Source organism: Burkholderia sp. 4M9327F10, from assembly GCF_005503145.1.
In the GTDB taxonomy this organism is placed as follows: Bacteria; Pseudomonadota; Gammaproteobacteria; order Burkholderiales; family Burkholderiaceae; genus Paraburkholderia.
Map to the genome: position 1 here is coordinate 62947 of NZ_SCNV01000032.1, position 15007 is coordinate 77953.

The 15007-nt window shown below is 60.9% G+C and carries 13 protein-coding genes; 7 read left to right on the forward strand and 6 right to left on the reverse strand.

Going from position 1 to position 15007, the window contains the following annotated elements; all coding sequences use genetic code 11:
- The first annotated feature begins 218 nt into the window (after positions 1-218).
- Positions 219-1256 carry a helix-turn-helix domain-containing protein gene (locus FFS45_RS25315; RefSeq protein ID WP_137957376.1) on the forward strand — a complete coding sequence of 346 codons (1038 nt, stop codon included), beginning with the start codon at positions 219-221 and terminating at the stop codon, positions 1254-1256.
- Positions 1257-1270: 14 nt separating this feature from the next.
- Here the strand turns inward: FFS45_RS25315 and FFS45_RS25320 are convergent, their stop codons facing one another.
- On the reverse strand, positions 1271-2158 hold the full coding sequence (locus FFS45_RS25320; RefSeq protein WP_137957377.1) for a DMT family transporter: 888 nt from the start codon (positions 2156-2158) through the stop codon (positions 1271-1273).
- A gap of 153 nt (positions 2159-2311) precedes the next feature.
- Here FFS45_RS25320 and FFS45_RS25325 point away from each other — a divergent pair, with 153 nt between their 5' ends.
- Positions 2312-3037 (forward strand): helix-turn-helix transcriptional regulator, encoded by a 726-nt coding sequence (locus FFS45_RS25325; protein WP_137957378.1) that lies wholly within the window; start codon positions 2312-2314, stop codon positions 3035-3037.
- A gap of 14 nt (positions 3038-3051) precedes the next feature.
- Here the strand turns inward: FFS45_RS25325 and FFS45_RS25330 are convergent, their stop codons facing one another.
- The 3 genes from FFS45_RS25330 to FFS45_RS25340 all read right to left on the reverse strand — a co-directional run bounded on the left by FFS45_RS25330 (position 3052) and on the right by FFS45_RS25340 (position 6068).
- Positions 3052-3825 carry an ABC transporter substrate-binding protein gene (locus FFS45_RS25330; RefSeq protein ID WP_137957379.1) on the reverse strand — a complete coding sequence of 258 codons (774 nt, stop codon included), beginning with the start codon at positions 3823-3825 and terminating at the stop codon, positions 3052-3054.
- An 87-nt stretch (positions 3826-3912) separates the two neighbouring features.
- Entirely contained in the window at positions 3913-5016 is a 1104-nt protein-coding gene (locus FFS45_RS25335; RefSeq protein ID WP_137957380.1) for a DUF2817 domain-containing protein, read from the reverse strand.
- Positions 5016-6068: an aromatic ring-hydroxylating dioxygenase subunit alpha gene (locus tag FFS45_RS25340; RefSeq protein ID WP_137957381.1), complete on the reverse strand. Its 1053-nt coding sequence runs from the start codon at positions 6066-6068 to the stop codon at positions 5016-5018. Before FFS45_RS25340 ends, FFS45_RS25335 begins: the two co-directional genes overlap by 1 nt.
- A gap of 152 nt (positions 6069-6220) precedes the next feature.
- Here FFS45_RS25340 and FFS45_RS25345 point away from each other — a divergent pair, with 152 nt between their 5' ends.
- Positions 6221-7210: a LysR substrate-binding domain-containing protein gene (locus tag FFS45_RS25345; RefSeq protein ID WP_137957382.1), complete on the forward strand. Its 990-nt coding sequence runs from the start codon at positions 6221-6223 to the stop codon at positions 7208-7210.
- A gap of 24 nt (positions 7211-7234) precedes the next feature.
- Here the strand turns inward: FFS45_RS25345 and FFS45_RS25350 are convergent, their stop codons facing one another.
- Together FFS45_RS25350 and FFS45_RS25355 are read right to left on the reverse strand one after the other, a co-directional pair.
- Positions 7235-8833, reverse strand: a complete 1599-nt coding sequence (locus FFS45_RS25350; protein WP_171029746.1) for an ATP-binding protein — start codon at positions 8831-8833, stop codon at positions 7235-7237.
- Between the two features lie 428 nt (positions 8834-9261).
- On the reverse strand, positions 9262-10374 hold the full coding sequence (locus tag FFS45_RS25355; protein WP_137957384.1) for an agmatine deiminase family protein: 1113 nt from the start codon (positions 10372-10374) through the stop codon (positions 9262-9264).
- A 186-nt stretch (positions 10375-10560) separates the two neighbouring features.
- On the opposite strand from FFS45_RS25355, the gene FFS45_RS25360 reads away from it, so the two are divergent.
- The 4 genes from FFS45_RS25360 to FFS45_RS25375 all read left to right on the forward strand — a co-directional run bounded on the left by FFS45_RS25360 (position 10561) and on the right by FFS45_RS25375 (position 15007).
- Entirely contained in the window at positions 10561-11469 is a 909-nt protein-coding gene (locus tag FFS45_RS25360; RefSeq protein WP_137957385.1) for a LysR family transcriptional regulator, read from the forward strand.
- 234 nt (positions 11470-11703) lie between these two features.
- Complete coding sequence (locus FFS45_RS25365) at positions 11704-13002, forward strand: FAD-dependent oxidoreductase (protein ID WP_137957386.1); 1299 nt, start codon at positions 11704-11706, stop codon at positions 13000-13002.
- Positions 12999-13799, forward strand: coding sequence for a DUF1365 domain-containing protein (locus FFS45_RS25370; protein WP_249362920.1), 801 nt, complete (start codon positions 12999-13001; stop codon positions 13797-13799). The genes FFS45_RS25365 and FFS45_RS25370 overlap by 4 nt, the downstream gene beginning before the upstream one ends.
- Positions 13796-15007, forward strand: coding sequence for a cyclopropane-fatty-acyl-phospholipid synthase family protein (locus tag FFS45_RS25375; protein ID WP_137957387.1), 1212 nt, complete (start codon positions 13796-13798; stop codon positions 15005-15007). Before FFS45_RS25370 ends, FFS45_RS25375 begins: the two co-directional genes overlap by 4 nt.

The window sequence follows — 15007 nt, forward strand, 5'->3', positions numbered from 1 at the left end:
TGGATGCCGCTATTGCCGACGCAGGGCCGTTTCGTAAGACCTAAGCCGCTATCGTCGCGCCGAGATGCGTACCGGCATTCATGGCCGACATGGCAGCCCTCGCCGTTCTCCGGCGAGGACGGAACTCTATCGCTTCAGCGACACCTCTCCGGTTGTGCCAAACTGTGCAGATGCGAATGGCTACGTGCAACTTCGGATCTGACTGAACAGAGGCACTGATGACCACTGCGTTCGAATCCCCGGGAAGGCGCGGCGACGGCCAGCTTGCGCCCCGTCAAGCGAAACCCTCAGAAACCGCCCCGCTCCCCCTAGGCCGGCCTCGGCTGATCTCGATCGACGAGATCCTGCATGCGCGTCCGCAGCAACCGCTCGCCACCACCCGCGGACGGGGCTGGAAGGGGGTGACGGTCGACGTTCATCGCCCCTATTTCGGCTGCTCGGAGAAATATGCCGGCCTGGACCATCACCTGATCGGTTACTGCCCTTCCGGCAGCGCCAGACTGGTGCAGACACGGGACGGCACCGTCCATAGCGGCACGATCTCCGCGGGCACCTCCTACATCATGCCCGCCGGCTGCGACTCGACCTGGGAAGGCGATTCAGGGCACTCCGTCCGGATGCGCGTTCCCCCTTCGCTCGTGGTGCTCGCCGCGGAGCAACTCGGTCGCGAAAGCGTTCCGGTCGACATTCGCAATGTATTTCTGGCGCGCGACCCCGTGATCGAGCGGCTCGCCCAATGCCTTGTCGCCGAAATAAACATGGCGGCACATCCCGCACAGGTGCTCGTTGTCGACTCGATCTCGGCCGCGCTGGCGGCTCACATGCTCAGGAGCTACAACGCTTTCGAGGCCACCGAGACCGCGCACGATAGCCCACTCGGCAAGCTCGAAGTCGCCCGGTTGACGGAATTCATCGAGGACAACCTGGACCGGCCAATTTGCCTCGAAGACCTGGCGGCGGTCGTGAACGTCAGCAGGTTCCACTTCAGCCGCCTGTTCAAACGAACGATCGGCGTCACGGCCATCAGCTTTGTGGAACAGTGCCGAATCCGCCGTGCAAAGTCGCTGATTGCCGATACCGCCTTGCCGCTCGCGGAAATTGCACTAGCCACGGGCTTCGCCGACCAGAGCCATTTCACCAAGCGCTTCCAGCGTCACGTGGGTTGCACGCCGGCGGTCTTCGCGCGGGAACAGGCCCGGCGCCGAACGGCACAACGGCCGAATCGATCGGGCGTGTCGAATAAAAGCCAGACATGAAGGCTCACCACGCATTACACCGACAACGGCCGGCGTATCGTCTGCGCTAGCGACACCCCAATGAGTGCGGCGCCGCCACCGAGGAGGTGGTACACATGCAGGTGTTCGCCAAACCATCCGACAGCAATCATGGCTGTTGCAACCGGCAGCAGATTCATGAACAGGCTGCAGTGGTTAGGGCCCAGGTGCTTGATCCCTTGCATCCAGAAGAATGGCAATACGACCGAGGCAAGCGTCCCCGCGTAGGCAATCAACGGCAAACTCGCTCGATTGGGGAGTGCCGCCTGGGCCGGCAATCGCAGTACGAGAATCAGCATAAAGACCAATGCAGCGATGGCTTGCAAATACGTTGACTGCCATGATGGCAATCCGACGTGCCAACGGCGCACCAGGACACCGTACAGCGCATAAGCAAGCGCCGCCGTCAGCATCAACAGATCGCCCGTATGCACACCGCCGGTAAAAAGCACAACGGGATGTCCAGCGCTGATCAGATAGACCAGGCCGCCGAAAGACAGGACGCCGCCGCACAGCATCCCGATGGTCGGCATCTCCCGCAGCAAGGGCACAGCAAGAAGCATTGTCAGCAGTGGCACGAGCGAGGTCAGGATCGCCATGTTCGTCGCCGTCGTGGTCTTCGCTGCTTCGTATGACAGGCATTGAAACAGCGCCATCGCAAGAAAGCCGAGAAAAGCGAGCTTCGGCAATTGCGGCACGATAGCCGCGCGATTGCGCCACGCCGGCTTCAGGACGAACAAGGTCATCAGCGCGACAGCAAGCATGAGGCGCCAGAATGTGATGGCCGTCGGATCAATCGTATGAGCCGACAGCTTCGACACCATCACGTTGCCGGCCCAGAGCAGTATCGCGACGAGTGGAAAGAGGAAGTAAAGACCCGGCATGAAGGAGCGCTCCCTGGAAAATAAACGGAGCCTCATCATGCTGCGGGGCACGCAGTCCGTCTCGCGCTAAAATGACCCGATCTATCGCAAAAATGTCAGGCCATGATCCCGCGCCCACCACATGACGTCCATGTTCCTTTTGAGCGCACACCGATGCCGGTCGCGGCGCTGGCTGCGGACTACCCGCACGGCGCCCTTGTGGAATTGCACAGGCATCGCCGGGCGCAACTGCTTTATGCCGTCGAGGGCGTCATGCTGATCGAGGCGCAGACGGGACGCTGGGTGGTGCCGCCCACGCGTGCCGTGTGGCTGGATGCCGGACTGGACCATACCGTCCGCATGAGCGGCAATGTCAGGATGCGCACGGTATTCGTCGAACCGGGTACGGTCGATCATCTGCCGAGCAGCAGTTGCGTGGTGGAGGTTCATGCGCTTCTGCGCGAACTGATCCTTGCCGCTGTCGACGTGCCGCTCGATTACGCGCGTGGCAGCCGCCACGACCTGCTGATGCAATTGCTGCTCGCCGAGCTGGCGGCGATTCCGCGACTGCCGCTCTATCTCGCATGGCCGACCGATGCGAAGCTACGCACGATATGCGATGCGATCATGGCCTCTCCGGATCAGCCTCATGCCGTCGCGGATTGGGCGGCAGCACTTGGCATCGCGGAGAAGACCTTGCACAGGATGTTTCATCGCGAAACAGGGATGACGTTCGGGCGCTGGCGTCAACACGTACGGCTGTTGCTGGCACTGGAACAACTGGCTCACGGAAAGAAGATTGTCGATGTCGCACTTGACCATGGATATGCAAGCCAGAGCGCGTTTGCGGCGATGTTCAAACGGCACTTCGGCGTTGCACCCTCGGCGTTTTACAGCTAGTACGCTTGTTGCGATCAACTTCCGTGAATATCGATGTCGAAGTACTTTTGCTCAATGCGCTTGTAGGTGCCGTCTTTCAGCATCGAGTCAATCGCCTGATCGACCTTCTGGCGCAGTGCAGAATCGTCCTTGCGAAAGCCAATGCCCGCCCCTTTGCCCAGTGTTTTCGGATCGCTGACATCCTGGCCGGCAAAGCCGTAACCGCTGCCCTGCGGGGTCTTTAGAAAGCCGTTGATGCCTGCCAGAGCATCCGTGAACGTCGCATCAATGCGGCCAGAGCGCAGATCCGGATATACCTGTTCCTGATTCGCGTACGACACCACGTTGATGCCCGCCGTCGCCCAGTAGGCTTTCGCGTACGCTTCCTGCGTCGAACCTTGAGCGACGCCCACGGCCTTGCCCCGCAACGACTCGGCAGTTGGCAGCAAACCGGAGCCCTCTTTGGCGATCAGGCGGCTCGGCGTGTTGAAAAGCGGCTCGGAGAATGCAACCTGCTCCTCGCGTTTTGGCGTAATCGACATGGCCGACAGGATCGCGTCAAATTTTCTGCCTTGCAGGGCAGGAATGATGCCGTCGAAACCTGTTTCAACCCATACACAATGCACCTGCAAGCGCCGGCAGATTTCGTTGCCCAAGTCGATCTCGAAACCAACGAGTTGCCCCGAAGGCGATTTCGATTCAAACGGTGCGTAGGTCGGGTCGACGCCGAAGCGTAACTCCGTCATATCCTTTGCTTGCGCGGCCAGTGCGGCAATCGCCAGCACGGCACCCAGAATGATGCGTTTCATATGCGCTCCCGTTCGTGTGTTACGCCGCGGACGTTTGCCGCCGGTGTGTGGGGTGAAAGAACCGTGTCGTGCGAAAGTCTTCGCGGACTACCTCTGCGCCAGTGCGTCGAGTGCCCGCTGCCAGATCTGCCGCGTGCGCAGCGCGATCAGGCCGCGCCAGTCGGCATCGGCGGGATAGAAGTGTTCCAGCAGCGCGGCCTTGATGCGCCGCCCCGTCGCGTCGAAAGGATCGCCGTGCAGATGCAGCCAGTGGTCGTCGCGCAGCAACGTGTGTCCGCGCGCACCGTCGTATGTGCCGCATTCGATCACGAGCGGTATCAGGTCCACGTCGACAAGCTGATCGATCAGCGCCTGCGAGGTATAGCCGGTCGCCGTTGCCGCGACGCCGCTATCGGAAGACGCGTCCGCCGCAGTGAGGATCCTGTATAGCCAGGGGCCATATAGCGATTGCGCGATATCGTGCGCAGGTATCTCACGTTCGGCAATTGCCATCAGCATCGGATGTCCGTATGCGCCCGCGCCGGTGTGCAGATCGAAGGCGATGGCAGTGCGCGCATCGGCGACATGTGCCTGCATGATCTGACGCACAGCGCGGTTCGTCCACGTCTGCTGTGTGCCGCCAAAGAAGACGCCGTCCGGATGCCGGTACTGTCCCGCTTCTACAATGTTGCGCACGCGTGCTTCACCAAGATTGCGCATGAGCATGGCGAGTTGCTCATCCGCGTGCTGACGCTCCGGCCCGTCGAGATCGCGGCATAGATAGATCTCGTGCAGCGTTTCGTATGCGGTGTTCGCAGGTAGTGCGTGAGTAAAGTCGATGTAGTTACGGTTCACGTCGACGTTGTCCTCATTCACCCGGCGCAACCACGCCGTGCCCCATGGGTTGACGAGGTGCACGAGCACGACACAGGTGTCTTCAGGCAAGGCGTGGTCCCGCAGCGTATCGAGTAGCGCGATCTGACTGTCGGAGCCGTAATAACCCTCTACACCGTGAGTTCCCGACAGCAGCACGAGCCGCTTTTGCGCGCTGGCGGAGCCGACGATGGCAACGTCCGTGGAAAGCACTTCGCCGTATGGTCCGCGCATCGGGTGAAGATAGGTCACGTGAGTCGCCTTGACGCGTCCAGCGGCCTCGAGAAAGCGCTCGCGCTGATTGGCAAAACTCGCAGTGTCAAGAAAAGTGGTGCTCATTATGGCTCCCGAATCGTGCCGGACTGTTCCAGGGCCGCTTGCTCGGCATCGACCAGCCGCTGCACACCGCGACGGAACCTGAGTGGCCCAGCGTCGATTCCAAGGTCGAGATTCGGCGTGCGCCGCTTTGCCATGCCTTCATGCACGGCTTCAAGGATGACGCGGTCCTCATCGAAAGCGTGGCGCACGTCCTCGTTGAATTGCCGCGACACCGCTTCGTCTTGCTGGTCGAAATTGCGCATCTGAAACCAGAAGTAGCGCGTATGTGACTCATCGATCGGTGTCATGAAGTTGTATGAATTCATCAGGAACACGTGGTCGTGCTGCGGGCCGTCGTCAGTACCCGTACCCGCCGGCGTGAAGACTGCCTTGATGATCGCGTGCGAGGGAAACCGAACCTCATAGTGCTGCTTGCGGTCGCAGCGTCCCGAGAATTTGACGAACTTCGCGTAAAACGGTGCGACATCCACATCGCGCATCCAGCGCGAGACGGTCACGCCGGCATCGCTTGCAACGGTTTTCAAAGGCTCGGCTTCACACGCGGCGTTACCGAACGAGCCGGGATGCACCCATGCGACGTGCGACGGGTCCAGCAGGTTGTCCGTCACGTAGAGATAGTTGCAGGCCACCGTCATCGCGTCGCCTTCGTTCAAGCCCCATGCCGGATCGCCCCATTCGGGAACATCGAAAATCTGGGCCGCGTCGGCGCGTCCGGCCTCGCCCATCCAGATCCAGACAAGACCATACCGCTCTTCGGTGGGATAACTGCGTACCTGCGCCGCCCGCGGAATGCGCGCGAGAGCCGGTGCACGCACGCATGCCCCGGTGCAGTCGAAGGTCAGCCCGTGATATCCGCATTCGATTCGATCGCCAAGCAATCGGCCCATCGACAACGGCAGCTTGCGATGCGGACATGCGTCTTCGAGCGCGACCACGGCCCCATCCGGCGTGCGAAACAGCACCACCCGTTCGCCGAGCAGTGTCAACGGCATGAGGCAATGCTGAACTTCGGCGCAGCGCGCCGCGACGTACCACGCGTTTCTGACGAACATCGCTGCTCCCCTGTTCTCTTTGCCATCGGGCCTGCACGCTTCCTCGCACAGCCTTTGCACTGACTGTAGAAAGCCAAAATGGAAAAGAAAAGCAGTTAGAAAGTACGATTTACTTTAGAATTTCTAAACCGTTTCTCTCGATCACAGTCGATATGAATACGCTTGCACCGCTTCGCGCGATCCAGATTTTCGAAACCCTTGGCCGTTGCGACGGCCTGGTCGAGACGGCACGCCGGCTCGATATCTCTCCCGGTGCGGTCAGTCAGCAAATCAAGCTGCTCGAAAATGCGCTCGGTGCGAAGCTCGTCACTAAAGAAGGGAAACGGATGCGCCTGACCGCGACGGGCCGCCGATATCATGAGAGCTGCCTCGCGGCGTTCGAAACCTTGCGCATCGCGCAGGACGACATAGAACGCTCAAAGAACGTGCGCAGCCTCAACGTCAGCGCGTTGCCTTCGCTGCTGTCAAAGTGGCTTGCGCCGCGCATCAATACCTGGCAAAAGGCGCATCCGGAGATCAGCGTCTATCTGGATGGCTCGCATGCGGAGCCGTCGCCGGATGCCCACGAGATCGACTTTCGAATCAGCTACGGCGATCGCATCGACGACGCAGGCACCTCCATCGAACTGTTCCGCGATAGCGTCGTGCCGGTCTGCAGCCCGCAGATCCTGCCGCGCAAGGGCAAGGTCGCGCTCAAGCCCGCTGATCTCGCCGCGTTTGAGTTGATTGCGGTTGACTGGCTGCCGAAGTTCGCTTCGCCGCCGTCCTGGCGCGACTGGTTCGCCGCGAACGGCGTCGAGACAGCCGCACTGCACGAGCCGCATCAGGTGCACTCCCTGTCGAGCGTCGCCATTCAGGCTGCCATCGACGGCCACGGTTTCGTGCTCGCCCAGTGCTCGATGGTCGCGGACGACCTGGTGGCGGGAAGGCTCCTGATGCCCGTTGTTTCCGCCATTCCGTTGCCCTGGCCATATTTTCTGACCTGGCGCGAAAGTACCTTCGATCGTCCGCAGTGCCGCGCCTTTCATCGTTGGTTGCTCGCGAAGGCAAAGGAACAGCAGCGCGATATTGACCGGTTGGCACTTCACCCGTCTGAGAAGATCAAGCCCGGCCTGGCTTCGCGGACGCAAAGTCCTTCGTGAAGCGTTGGCCCCTGTTCGGCCAATTCAGGCGATGCTGTTGGCGATAGGAAGCGTGAAGGACAGTCGTGCACCGCCATGAACGGAGGCGTTGTCCGCGACGATGCATCCACCATGGGCTTCTACGATCGAACGGCAGATGGACAGGCCCATGCCCATTCCGTTTTCTCTGGTGGTAAAGAAGCTCTTGAAGATAGACGCGAAATGTTCCGGAGCGATCCCCAGGCCACTGTCCTCGACAGTGCAGCACACCGTGGCGCTATCCGACTGTGCCGTCCTGATTGTGATCCTGCGCTCGGCCCTCGCTGCCCGCTCCGTTGCCTGGATGGCATTCAGGACGAGGTTGACAATGACCTGCTGGAGCTGGATGCGATCGGCAACCACACCGGGGGCACCGGCAGCCCGTACATGCGAAACGGTGATGTCGTGCGCTTCAACGTCGTAACGCAGGAACAGAAGGGCCTCGTCGATGAGTTCGTCAAGTGACACCAACGCATGCTCAGGCTCTCGCCGCAGCGCCATTGCGCGAATGCGGCCAATGATGTCGACGCAACGCTGCACTTCGACTTCGACGCGCGTGAAGCTGCAGTGCGCCTCTTCAACGTTGGGCGTCTCGCGCTCAAGCCAGCGGCATCCGGCCGTGCCGTTCGCAGCAATAGAGGCGAGCGGCTGCCGCAACTCATGGGCGATCGACGCAGTCAGTTCGCCGAGCATCGAGACCCGCGCGGCATGCGCGAAATCCGCCTGGACTCGCCGCAGCATATCCTGGGCGCAAACGCGCTCGGTCAGGTCAAGCACAAACGCGACGCCTTCCTCGGTTGAATTTTCGAAATATGTGCCACCGACCAGTACCGGAACGCGAGCGCCATCCTTGCGAAAATACTCCTTCTCGTAGGGTGGGAAATTGCCTGTTCGTCTGAGCTGGTCCATCGCCCGCAGGTCGAGAGCGCGGAATCCAGGTGGATTGAGATCACTCCACTGAAGTTGCCCCGACAATAAATCATCGCGCGAATAACCCAAAGTTTGCAGAAACGCTTCGTTTGCCTCAGTAATTGCGCCGTCGATCTTCCAGAAGAAAATACCGATGATGTTCGAATCGACCAGCCGCCGGATTCTTGCATTCTGCTTCCGAAGCGCCTCCTCGGCACGCTCGCGGGCGGCGACCTCTACCAGTAACCGCTCACTTGTTTCGACTTGCTGGCTTAGGTGGACTCCAATCCGGACAAAACCTGCGGTCACTATCAACATGCAGGCAGTGATAAAGCGATTGGTCCAGTCTACCCAGTTGATATGCGGATGTCCTACCGGGCTACTTCCAAGCGTCAGGCCGGCAATCGCAAGCAGCACGACCAACGCAGTACCGCCCCACAACCAGCGATTGGACCGGGTCCAGGCGAGAACGATAATGACACAGGCGTAGAAATCCGCAGGGTTGATGTCGGCAGCCGTGTAATAGTCCAGAGCAAACACGAGTATGACTAACACGACGGCGAGCGCCTTGGCCGTTGCCGGAGAGATACCCCGCAGCGTGTCCATCTTTCTCGCCCATTTGCCAAACATGTTGAACTCAAGCCCGGCGGCCGCCTGAACGTGGTAATCGTGCGCTTGGGTCGCCTTCTTCATCATGCTCTCGCCTTCCATGACTAAAGGTTTGATCGCTGCAATTTTCTCATTATGTCGGGCGTGGCAGCAAATTGATATGTCGCCGAAGTCGCATGCAATAGCGGTTGGAATTCATGCCGAGTCAATGACTGCTTGCTAGATGCCAGCAGTCAGGTTCTGTCTGCCGTGTCCTTGACGAACACGCAGCCGCTGTCGCAGGTCCAGAAATCGTCGATCCTGTTGGCAAACGCCATATAGGTCGCCGTATGCGGCCAGGCTGCCCGTCAAGGACATCCCTCACAATATCGAAGAATTTTTGATAAAGCTGCGGCGTCTCATCGGCATAAATCTGCTCGTCGTGGAATTCAATTAATTAGCAGTCGGAAATATAATATCTGGGAAGGAACCGCTGGCGAGCCACCATCTGGCGGCTCGCAAACGGGCAAGCGGTGTTAGCTGGGTTGCTGCTGGGTCGTGCAGTGGATTCCCCCGCCACCGGCGGCAATACCGTCGATGTTCAGCTGGATCACGTCCCGGCCCGGAAACAGATCCACGAGAACATCACGCGCATTGCGATCCGCGCTTTTGTCGCCGAACTCCGGGGCGATTACCGCGTGATTGCACAAATAGAAGTTGATGTAGCCGGCCGCGAACTGGCCGTTCTCATACTTCCGGCGCACGGTTGTCGGGCCTTGCAGCACTATGACTTTCAACGGACGGCCTTTCGCATCGATGGATTGGCGCAGGATATCCAGATGGCGCTCTGTCACCGCGTGATCGTAGGAAGAGGGATCGGGATCGAATCCGGCAACCACGACACCCGGGCTCGCAAAGCGCGCGTAGAAGTCGGTATGGCCGTCGGTAATGTCCTTGCCTGCAACGCCTGGCAGCCAGATGATTTTCCGCACCCCGAGCAGCCTGGACAATTCCGCTTCGCATTGCGCCTTGTTCAGGCCAGGATTGCGATTGGCGTTCAGGATGCAACTCTGCGTGACAATGGCCGTGCCCTCGCCGTCTACTTCAATGCCGCCGCCTTCCAGCACCAGACGCGTTTCGAGCAGGTCCGCTCCGGCTCGACGCGCAACGAAGGCCGCGACCTGCGCGTCCTGCTCGTGCTCCTGCTTGTTACCCCAGCCGTTGAAGTTAAAGCCCACGGCACCGAGCTGTCCCACAGGTCCTTTGACAAACACGGGGCCCGTATCCCGCATCCACAGATCGTCGATGGGTTGAGGTACGAACTCGACCGCGGCGCCGCACAGGCGCGCGGCGAGATCGTGGTCCTGTTCCCGCACCAGCATTTTTACCGGCTCATGCGCCGCGATGGCCTTCGCAATGCCTGCCAGGTTCTCCCTGACCACGGGCAGCAGTTTGCTGCCCCAGATTTCCTCATCAGGACCGAATGCCATCCAGGTCGCGGCATGGGCGTCGCCCTCATCCGGCATGCGCCAGTTGGCGCTCTGCGCGAGCGCCGTCGTATTGAAAAAGCTGCTGCCCAGCGCACCGGAAAACAGTGCGCCGCCGGAGGCCATGAGTCCTCGCTTCAAAAAATGACGTCTTGTCGTCATGAAAAACACCTTATTTATTTCGGAAAAACGAAAACCTCGCGCGGGCATCCGGTAGCCATCCTGGCGAGCGTCAAAGCGAGTCATTCCTCGGTTTCCATCGTCAGGTGGTGAGCCATTGTGATACGGGTTAAACTTGATGAAAAGTGATGTTTTTTGACTAAATTAATTAATTTCTCTCATACCTCGATGCAACGCGTCCCCTCCCTGAAGTTGCTGATGGGCTTCGAAGCGGCTGCGAGACTCGGCAACTTCTCCCGCGCGGCCGACGAACTGCATCTGTCTCAATCGGCGATCAGCCACCAGGTCCAGCAACTCGAAGAGCAACTGGGACAACCGCTGTTTCGCAGAATTGGCCGCGGCGTGGAATTGACGGTTGCCGGCGAAGTGCTGCAGCGAAGCGTGCAGCGCTCAATGGAAACGCTGCGCAGCGGACTCGGACGGATTGCCACGTATCTCGACCCCGGGCTGGTCGTGCTGGTGTGTCCCGCGCCGTTGCTGCATGGCTGGCTGCAACCGCGTCTCGATCAACTGCAACAGGTTCTTCCCGGTCTATGCCCGCTGCTCTCCACCGACGAAAGCGCTCGCTATGTCGATGAGATCGACGTCGATATGACAATCGGCGCGCGGCCCATGCAACAGGCCGGCCTACTGGAAGTACCGTTTCTGCAGGACGAGTGGGTGACTGTGTGTGCAACGGAACTCGCGGCGAAACTAGCCCGCGTGCCGCGCGCCAAACATCATTTGCATACGGGCCTCATCTGTCTGGAAGAGAACCTGACCAGCGAGAGCATCGGGCCGATTTTCCGCGAACAGCTTTCAGGCTATCGCATGAACGCGATCTATGACGATCAGCGTCTGGTGCTGGATGCGGTATTGCGCGGGCGTGGCATAGCCTGCCTGTCCCGGTTTGTGGCGCAAGGGAGTATTGATGGAGGCGCGTTGACCATCCTGGCCGATTACCCGCGCCTGCCGGGCCTGACGTGGTGGCTGTCGCGCGTGGCTGGGCCATCGCGCTCGCCCATCGTCGAGCAGACGTTCGAATGGCTGCTGGCACAAGCCGAAGAAGCCGGTTCCAGCCGTGGTCCCGAGGCCTAGCCCCCATCGGGACCGAAGCCTACGCCGGCCCGGGCCTGCTTGCGTGGCGCGGCACACAACCTCAGCGTACTAAATAGCAACCCAGGCTCAGGATTGCTTTCATCGAGAAGCTTGCGCACTGCCGATCAGAAATATTTCGATCGGATGCATCCGGTTTGCCCCTCGTTTCGTATATGCGACATGGTGCTTACTTAATACCGTCCCCATGCGCACTCCGCCTACCGGAGAAGGTCGATGACAATGCCCGCGGATCTGCTCACGCCAGGTCGGCGTATCGCCGTTGTCGGCGCCGGAATAGCGGGCCTGGGCGCCGCGTACCTGCTCGCTCGACAGCATCGGGTTACGCTGTTCGAAGCCGACTCCCGCGCCGGCGGCCACACCAATACGGTCGACGTCACACTCGACGGCATCACCCATCCAGTCGACACGGGTTTCCTAGTATTTAATGACCGCACCTATCCGAACCTGGTCGCGCTCTTCGACGAACTTGGTGTCGGCGTGCATGAAAGTGACATGTCGTTCTCGGTATCCATGGACGAGGGACGGCTCGAGTGGGCCGGAACCAACCTGAACACCGTGTTTGCACAGCGGCGCAACGCGCTCTCACCAGGGTTTCTGCGCATGCTGCGCGACATCCTGTCCTTTAACAGCGGGGCCGAGCGGCAACTCGCCTACGCCACGCAAAGCGGTTGCACGGTGGGCGAACTGCTTGCTGCCGGAGGTTATGGGGAACCATTCCGCAATCACTACCTGATGCCGATGGCCGCGGCGATCTGGTCTTGCGCGACGGCCGACGTGCTCCGCTTTCCAGCGGCGACATTCCTGCGGTTCTGCCTGAATCACGCGTTGCTGCAGGTCAATCGCCGTCCACGTTGGAAAACCGTCGTGGGGGGCGGGCGTGAGTACGTCCGCCGGCTCGTTTCGACACTCGGCGATGTACGAACGGGCACCCCGGTCCTGGCAATCCGCCGCGAGAGTAACGGCGTGTACCTGGCGAGCGCAGCAGGTACCGAACGTTTCGACGCGGTCGTCCTCGCCACCCACGCTCCCGTCAGCCTGCGATTGCTTTCCGACTCCGACGCCGATGAGCGCAGCGTGCTGGGATCGGTCCGGGTCCAGCCGAATGTCGCTGTGCTCCACACGGATACGGCGCTGCTGCCGCGGCGTGAACGTGTCTGGTCGGCATGGAACTACATGTCGACGCGCGGTGCCGCGGCAAGCTCCCCGGTTTGCGTGAGCTATCTGATCAACCGCTTGCAGCCGCTGCCCTTCCGCCGTCCCGTGATCGTCACCCTCAACCCGTCGACGCAGCCCGCGCCAGGCACGGAACTGGGCCAGTTCGTCTATGACCACCCGCTGCTCGATCACGCCGCGCTCATCGCCCAACGCCGGTTGCCCGATCTGCAGGGCGAGCGCCGCACCTTTTTTGCCGGCGCCTGGACGGGCTACGGATTTCATGAAGATGGTCTCAGGTCGGCGCTTAATGTGGCCAAACAATTTGGCATCCAGCCGGCATGGAGTTCACTGCGATGAACGCTCGCCTGCCCGCAGAGGATTTGCTGATGTCCGGCCGTGTCATGCACGAACGGTTGCGGCCGGTACGCAACCGGTTTGTGTACCCGGTGTTCTGCGTCCGTCTGAATCTCGCGCGCCTCATGACGACCGAGCGCTGGTGGCTCAGGATCAACCGGTTCGGTCCGCTCAGCCTGTACCTGCGCGATTACGGTCCGTGCGACGGCAGCGATCTTCGGGTATGGCTCCTGAATCTTCTCGCGCAGTCCGGCATCGCCATCGACGGCGACATCTGGCTGCAGACGTTTCCCCGCGTGTTCGGTTTTGCGTTCAATCCGGTGAGCTTCTGGTACTGCCATGACAGGACCGGAGGCCTGCGTGCCTTGCTCGCTGAAGTGCGCAACACGTTTGGCGCGCGGCATTGCTACCTGCTGCACCCAGCCGACAATGCCCCGATTGGTTCGGCAACCGTGCTTCCGTGCCAGAAGGTGCTGCACGTGTCGCCGTTCTGCCGGGTCGAAGGTCACTACATGTTCCGCGTCCGGGAGAGCGAACGCGGCTCGTCGATCGCGATCGACTACCACGACCCACAGGGGCTCGTGATCCGCACGGCAATCGCACTGCGCAAGCAGCCCCTGACGGGCGCCAGCGCGATGCGCGCGCTCGTCCGCCAGCCCTGGCTCACGCTCGCCGTCGTCGCACGAATTCACTGGCAGGCTATACGACTGTGGATCAGACGGACTCCGTATCATGGCAGCAACCCGGCTCCTCCGGCAGTTGCCAGCGCTTCCCGGTCACGAGAACAGGAACAGCGATGAAACTCCTGCGAACCTTTGTTTCGGACCGGAACGCCCCGGTCGCCGCACGCCTCTTTCTAGCACTGCTCGAGAGGCTGCATGTGGGCCACCTCACGCTCTCGACCCCGGACGGTGCGCAGCGCATCTACGGCGATCCTCATGCGCTGCCAGGCGCCCGGCTCACGCTCACGGACTGGCGCGCCTGCGCAGCGATCCTGCGCGCCGGTGACATCGGATTTGCCGAAGCCTGGCGCGCGGGCTGGGTCGAGACACCCGATCTCGTCGGATTGCTGCGGCTCGCGATACGCAACGAGGACGCGTTGCCCCGCACAGTGTCCGGCGGCCCCGCCGCGCGCGTGTGGTACGTCCTGCGGCATGCATTGAGGCGCAACACGCATGCCGGCAGCCGGCGAAATATTCACGCGCACTATGATCTCGGCAATGCGTTTTACGCACTGTGGCTCGATTCAACGCTCACCTATTCGGGCGCGCTGTTCGACGGCAATCCGAACCTGCCGCTCGAGGATGCGCAAGCCGTGAAGTATCAACGCATCGTCGAAACGCTTGGTTTGCGCGCCGGCATGCACGTGCTCGAGATCGGTTGTGGCTGGGGCGCCTTCGCCATTCACGCTGCACGACAGGGCATTCATGTGCACGGCATCACGATTTCGGCCGCGCAACTTGAAGCCGCCCAGATTCGCGTGAACGAAGCCGGCGTCGCCGACCGGGTGAAACTGGAGTTGCTTGACTACCGGGATCTGCGAGGGAGTTACGACGCGGTCGTCTCCATCGAAATGTTCGAAGCGGTGGGGGAGTCTTATTGGCCGGTATGGTTCAACGGGCTGCGCAAGCGGCTCAAGCCGGGTGCGAAGGCACTCGTGCAGTCGATCACCATTGGCGACGCACGCTTTTGCGCGTACCGCTCGTCGAGCGACTTTATCCGCGAGTTCATCTTTCCCGGCGGCATGCTGCCTTCACCCGAACGGTTCATTGCCGCAGCGAGCCGATCCGGACTCCGTGCGCAGCGTTCGCTGGCATTCGGTCACGACTACGCACGCACGCTGCGATGCTGGCGGGAGCGGTTTGAAGTCCAGATCGACACCGTGCGCATGCAGGGCTTCGACGAGACATTCATCCGCACCTGGCGACTGTACCTCGCGTACTGCGAGGCGGGTTTTCTGGAGGGGCGCACGGATGTGATGCATTTTGTCGTTTCACCGGCAGCCTGA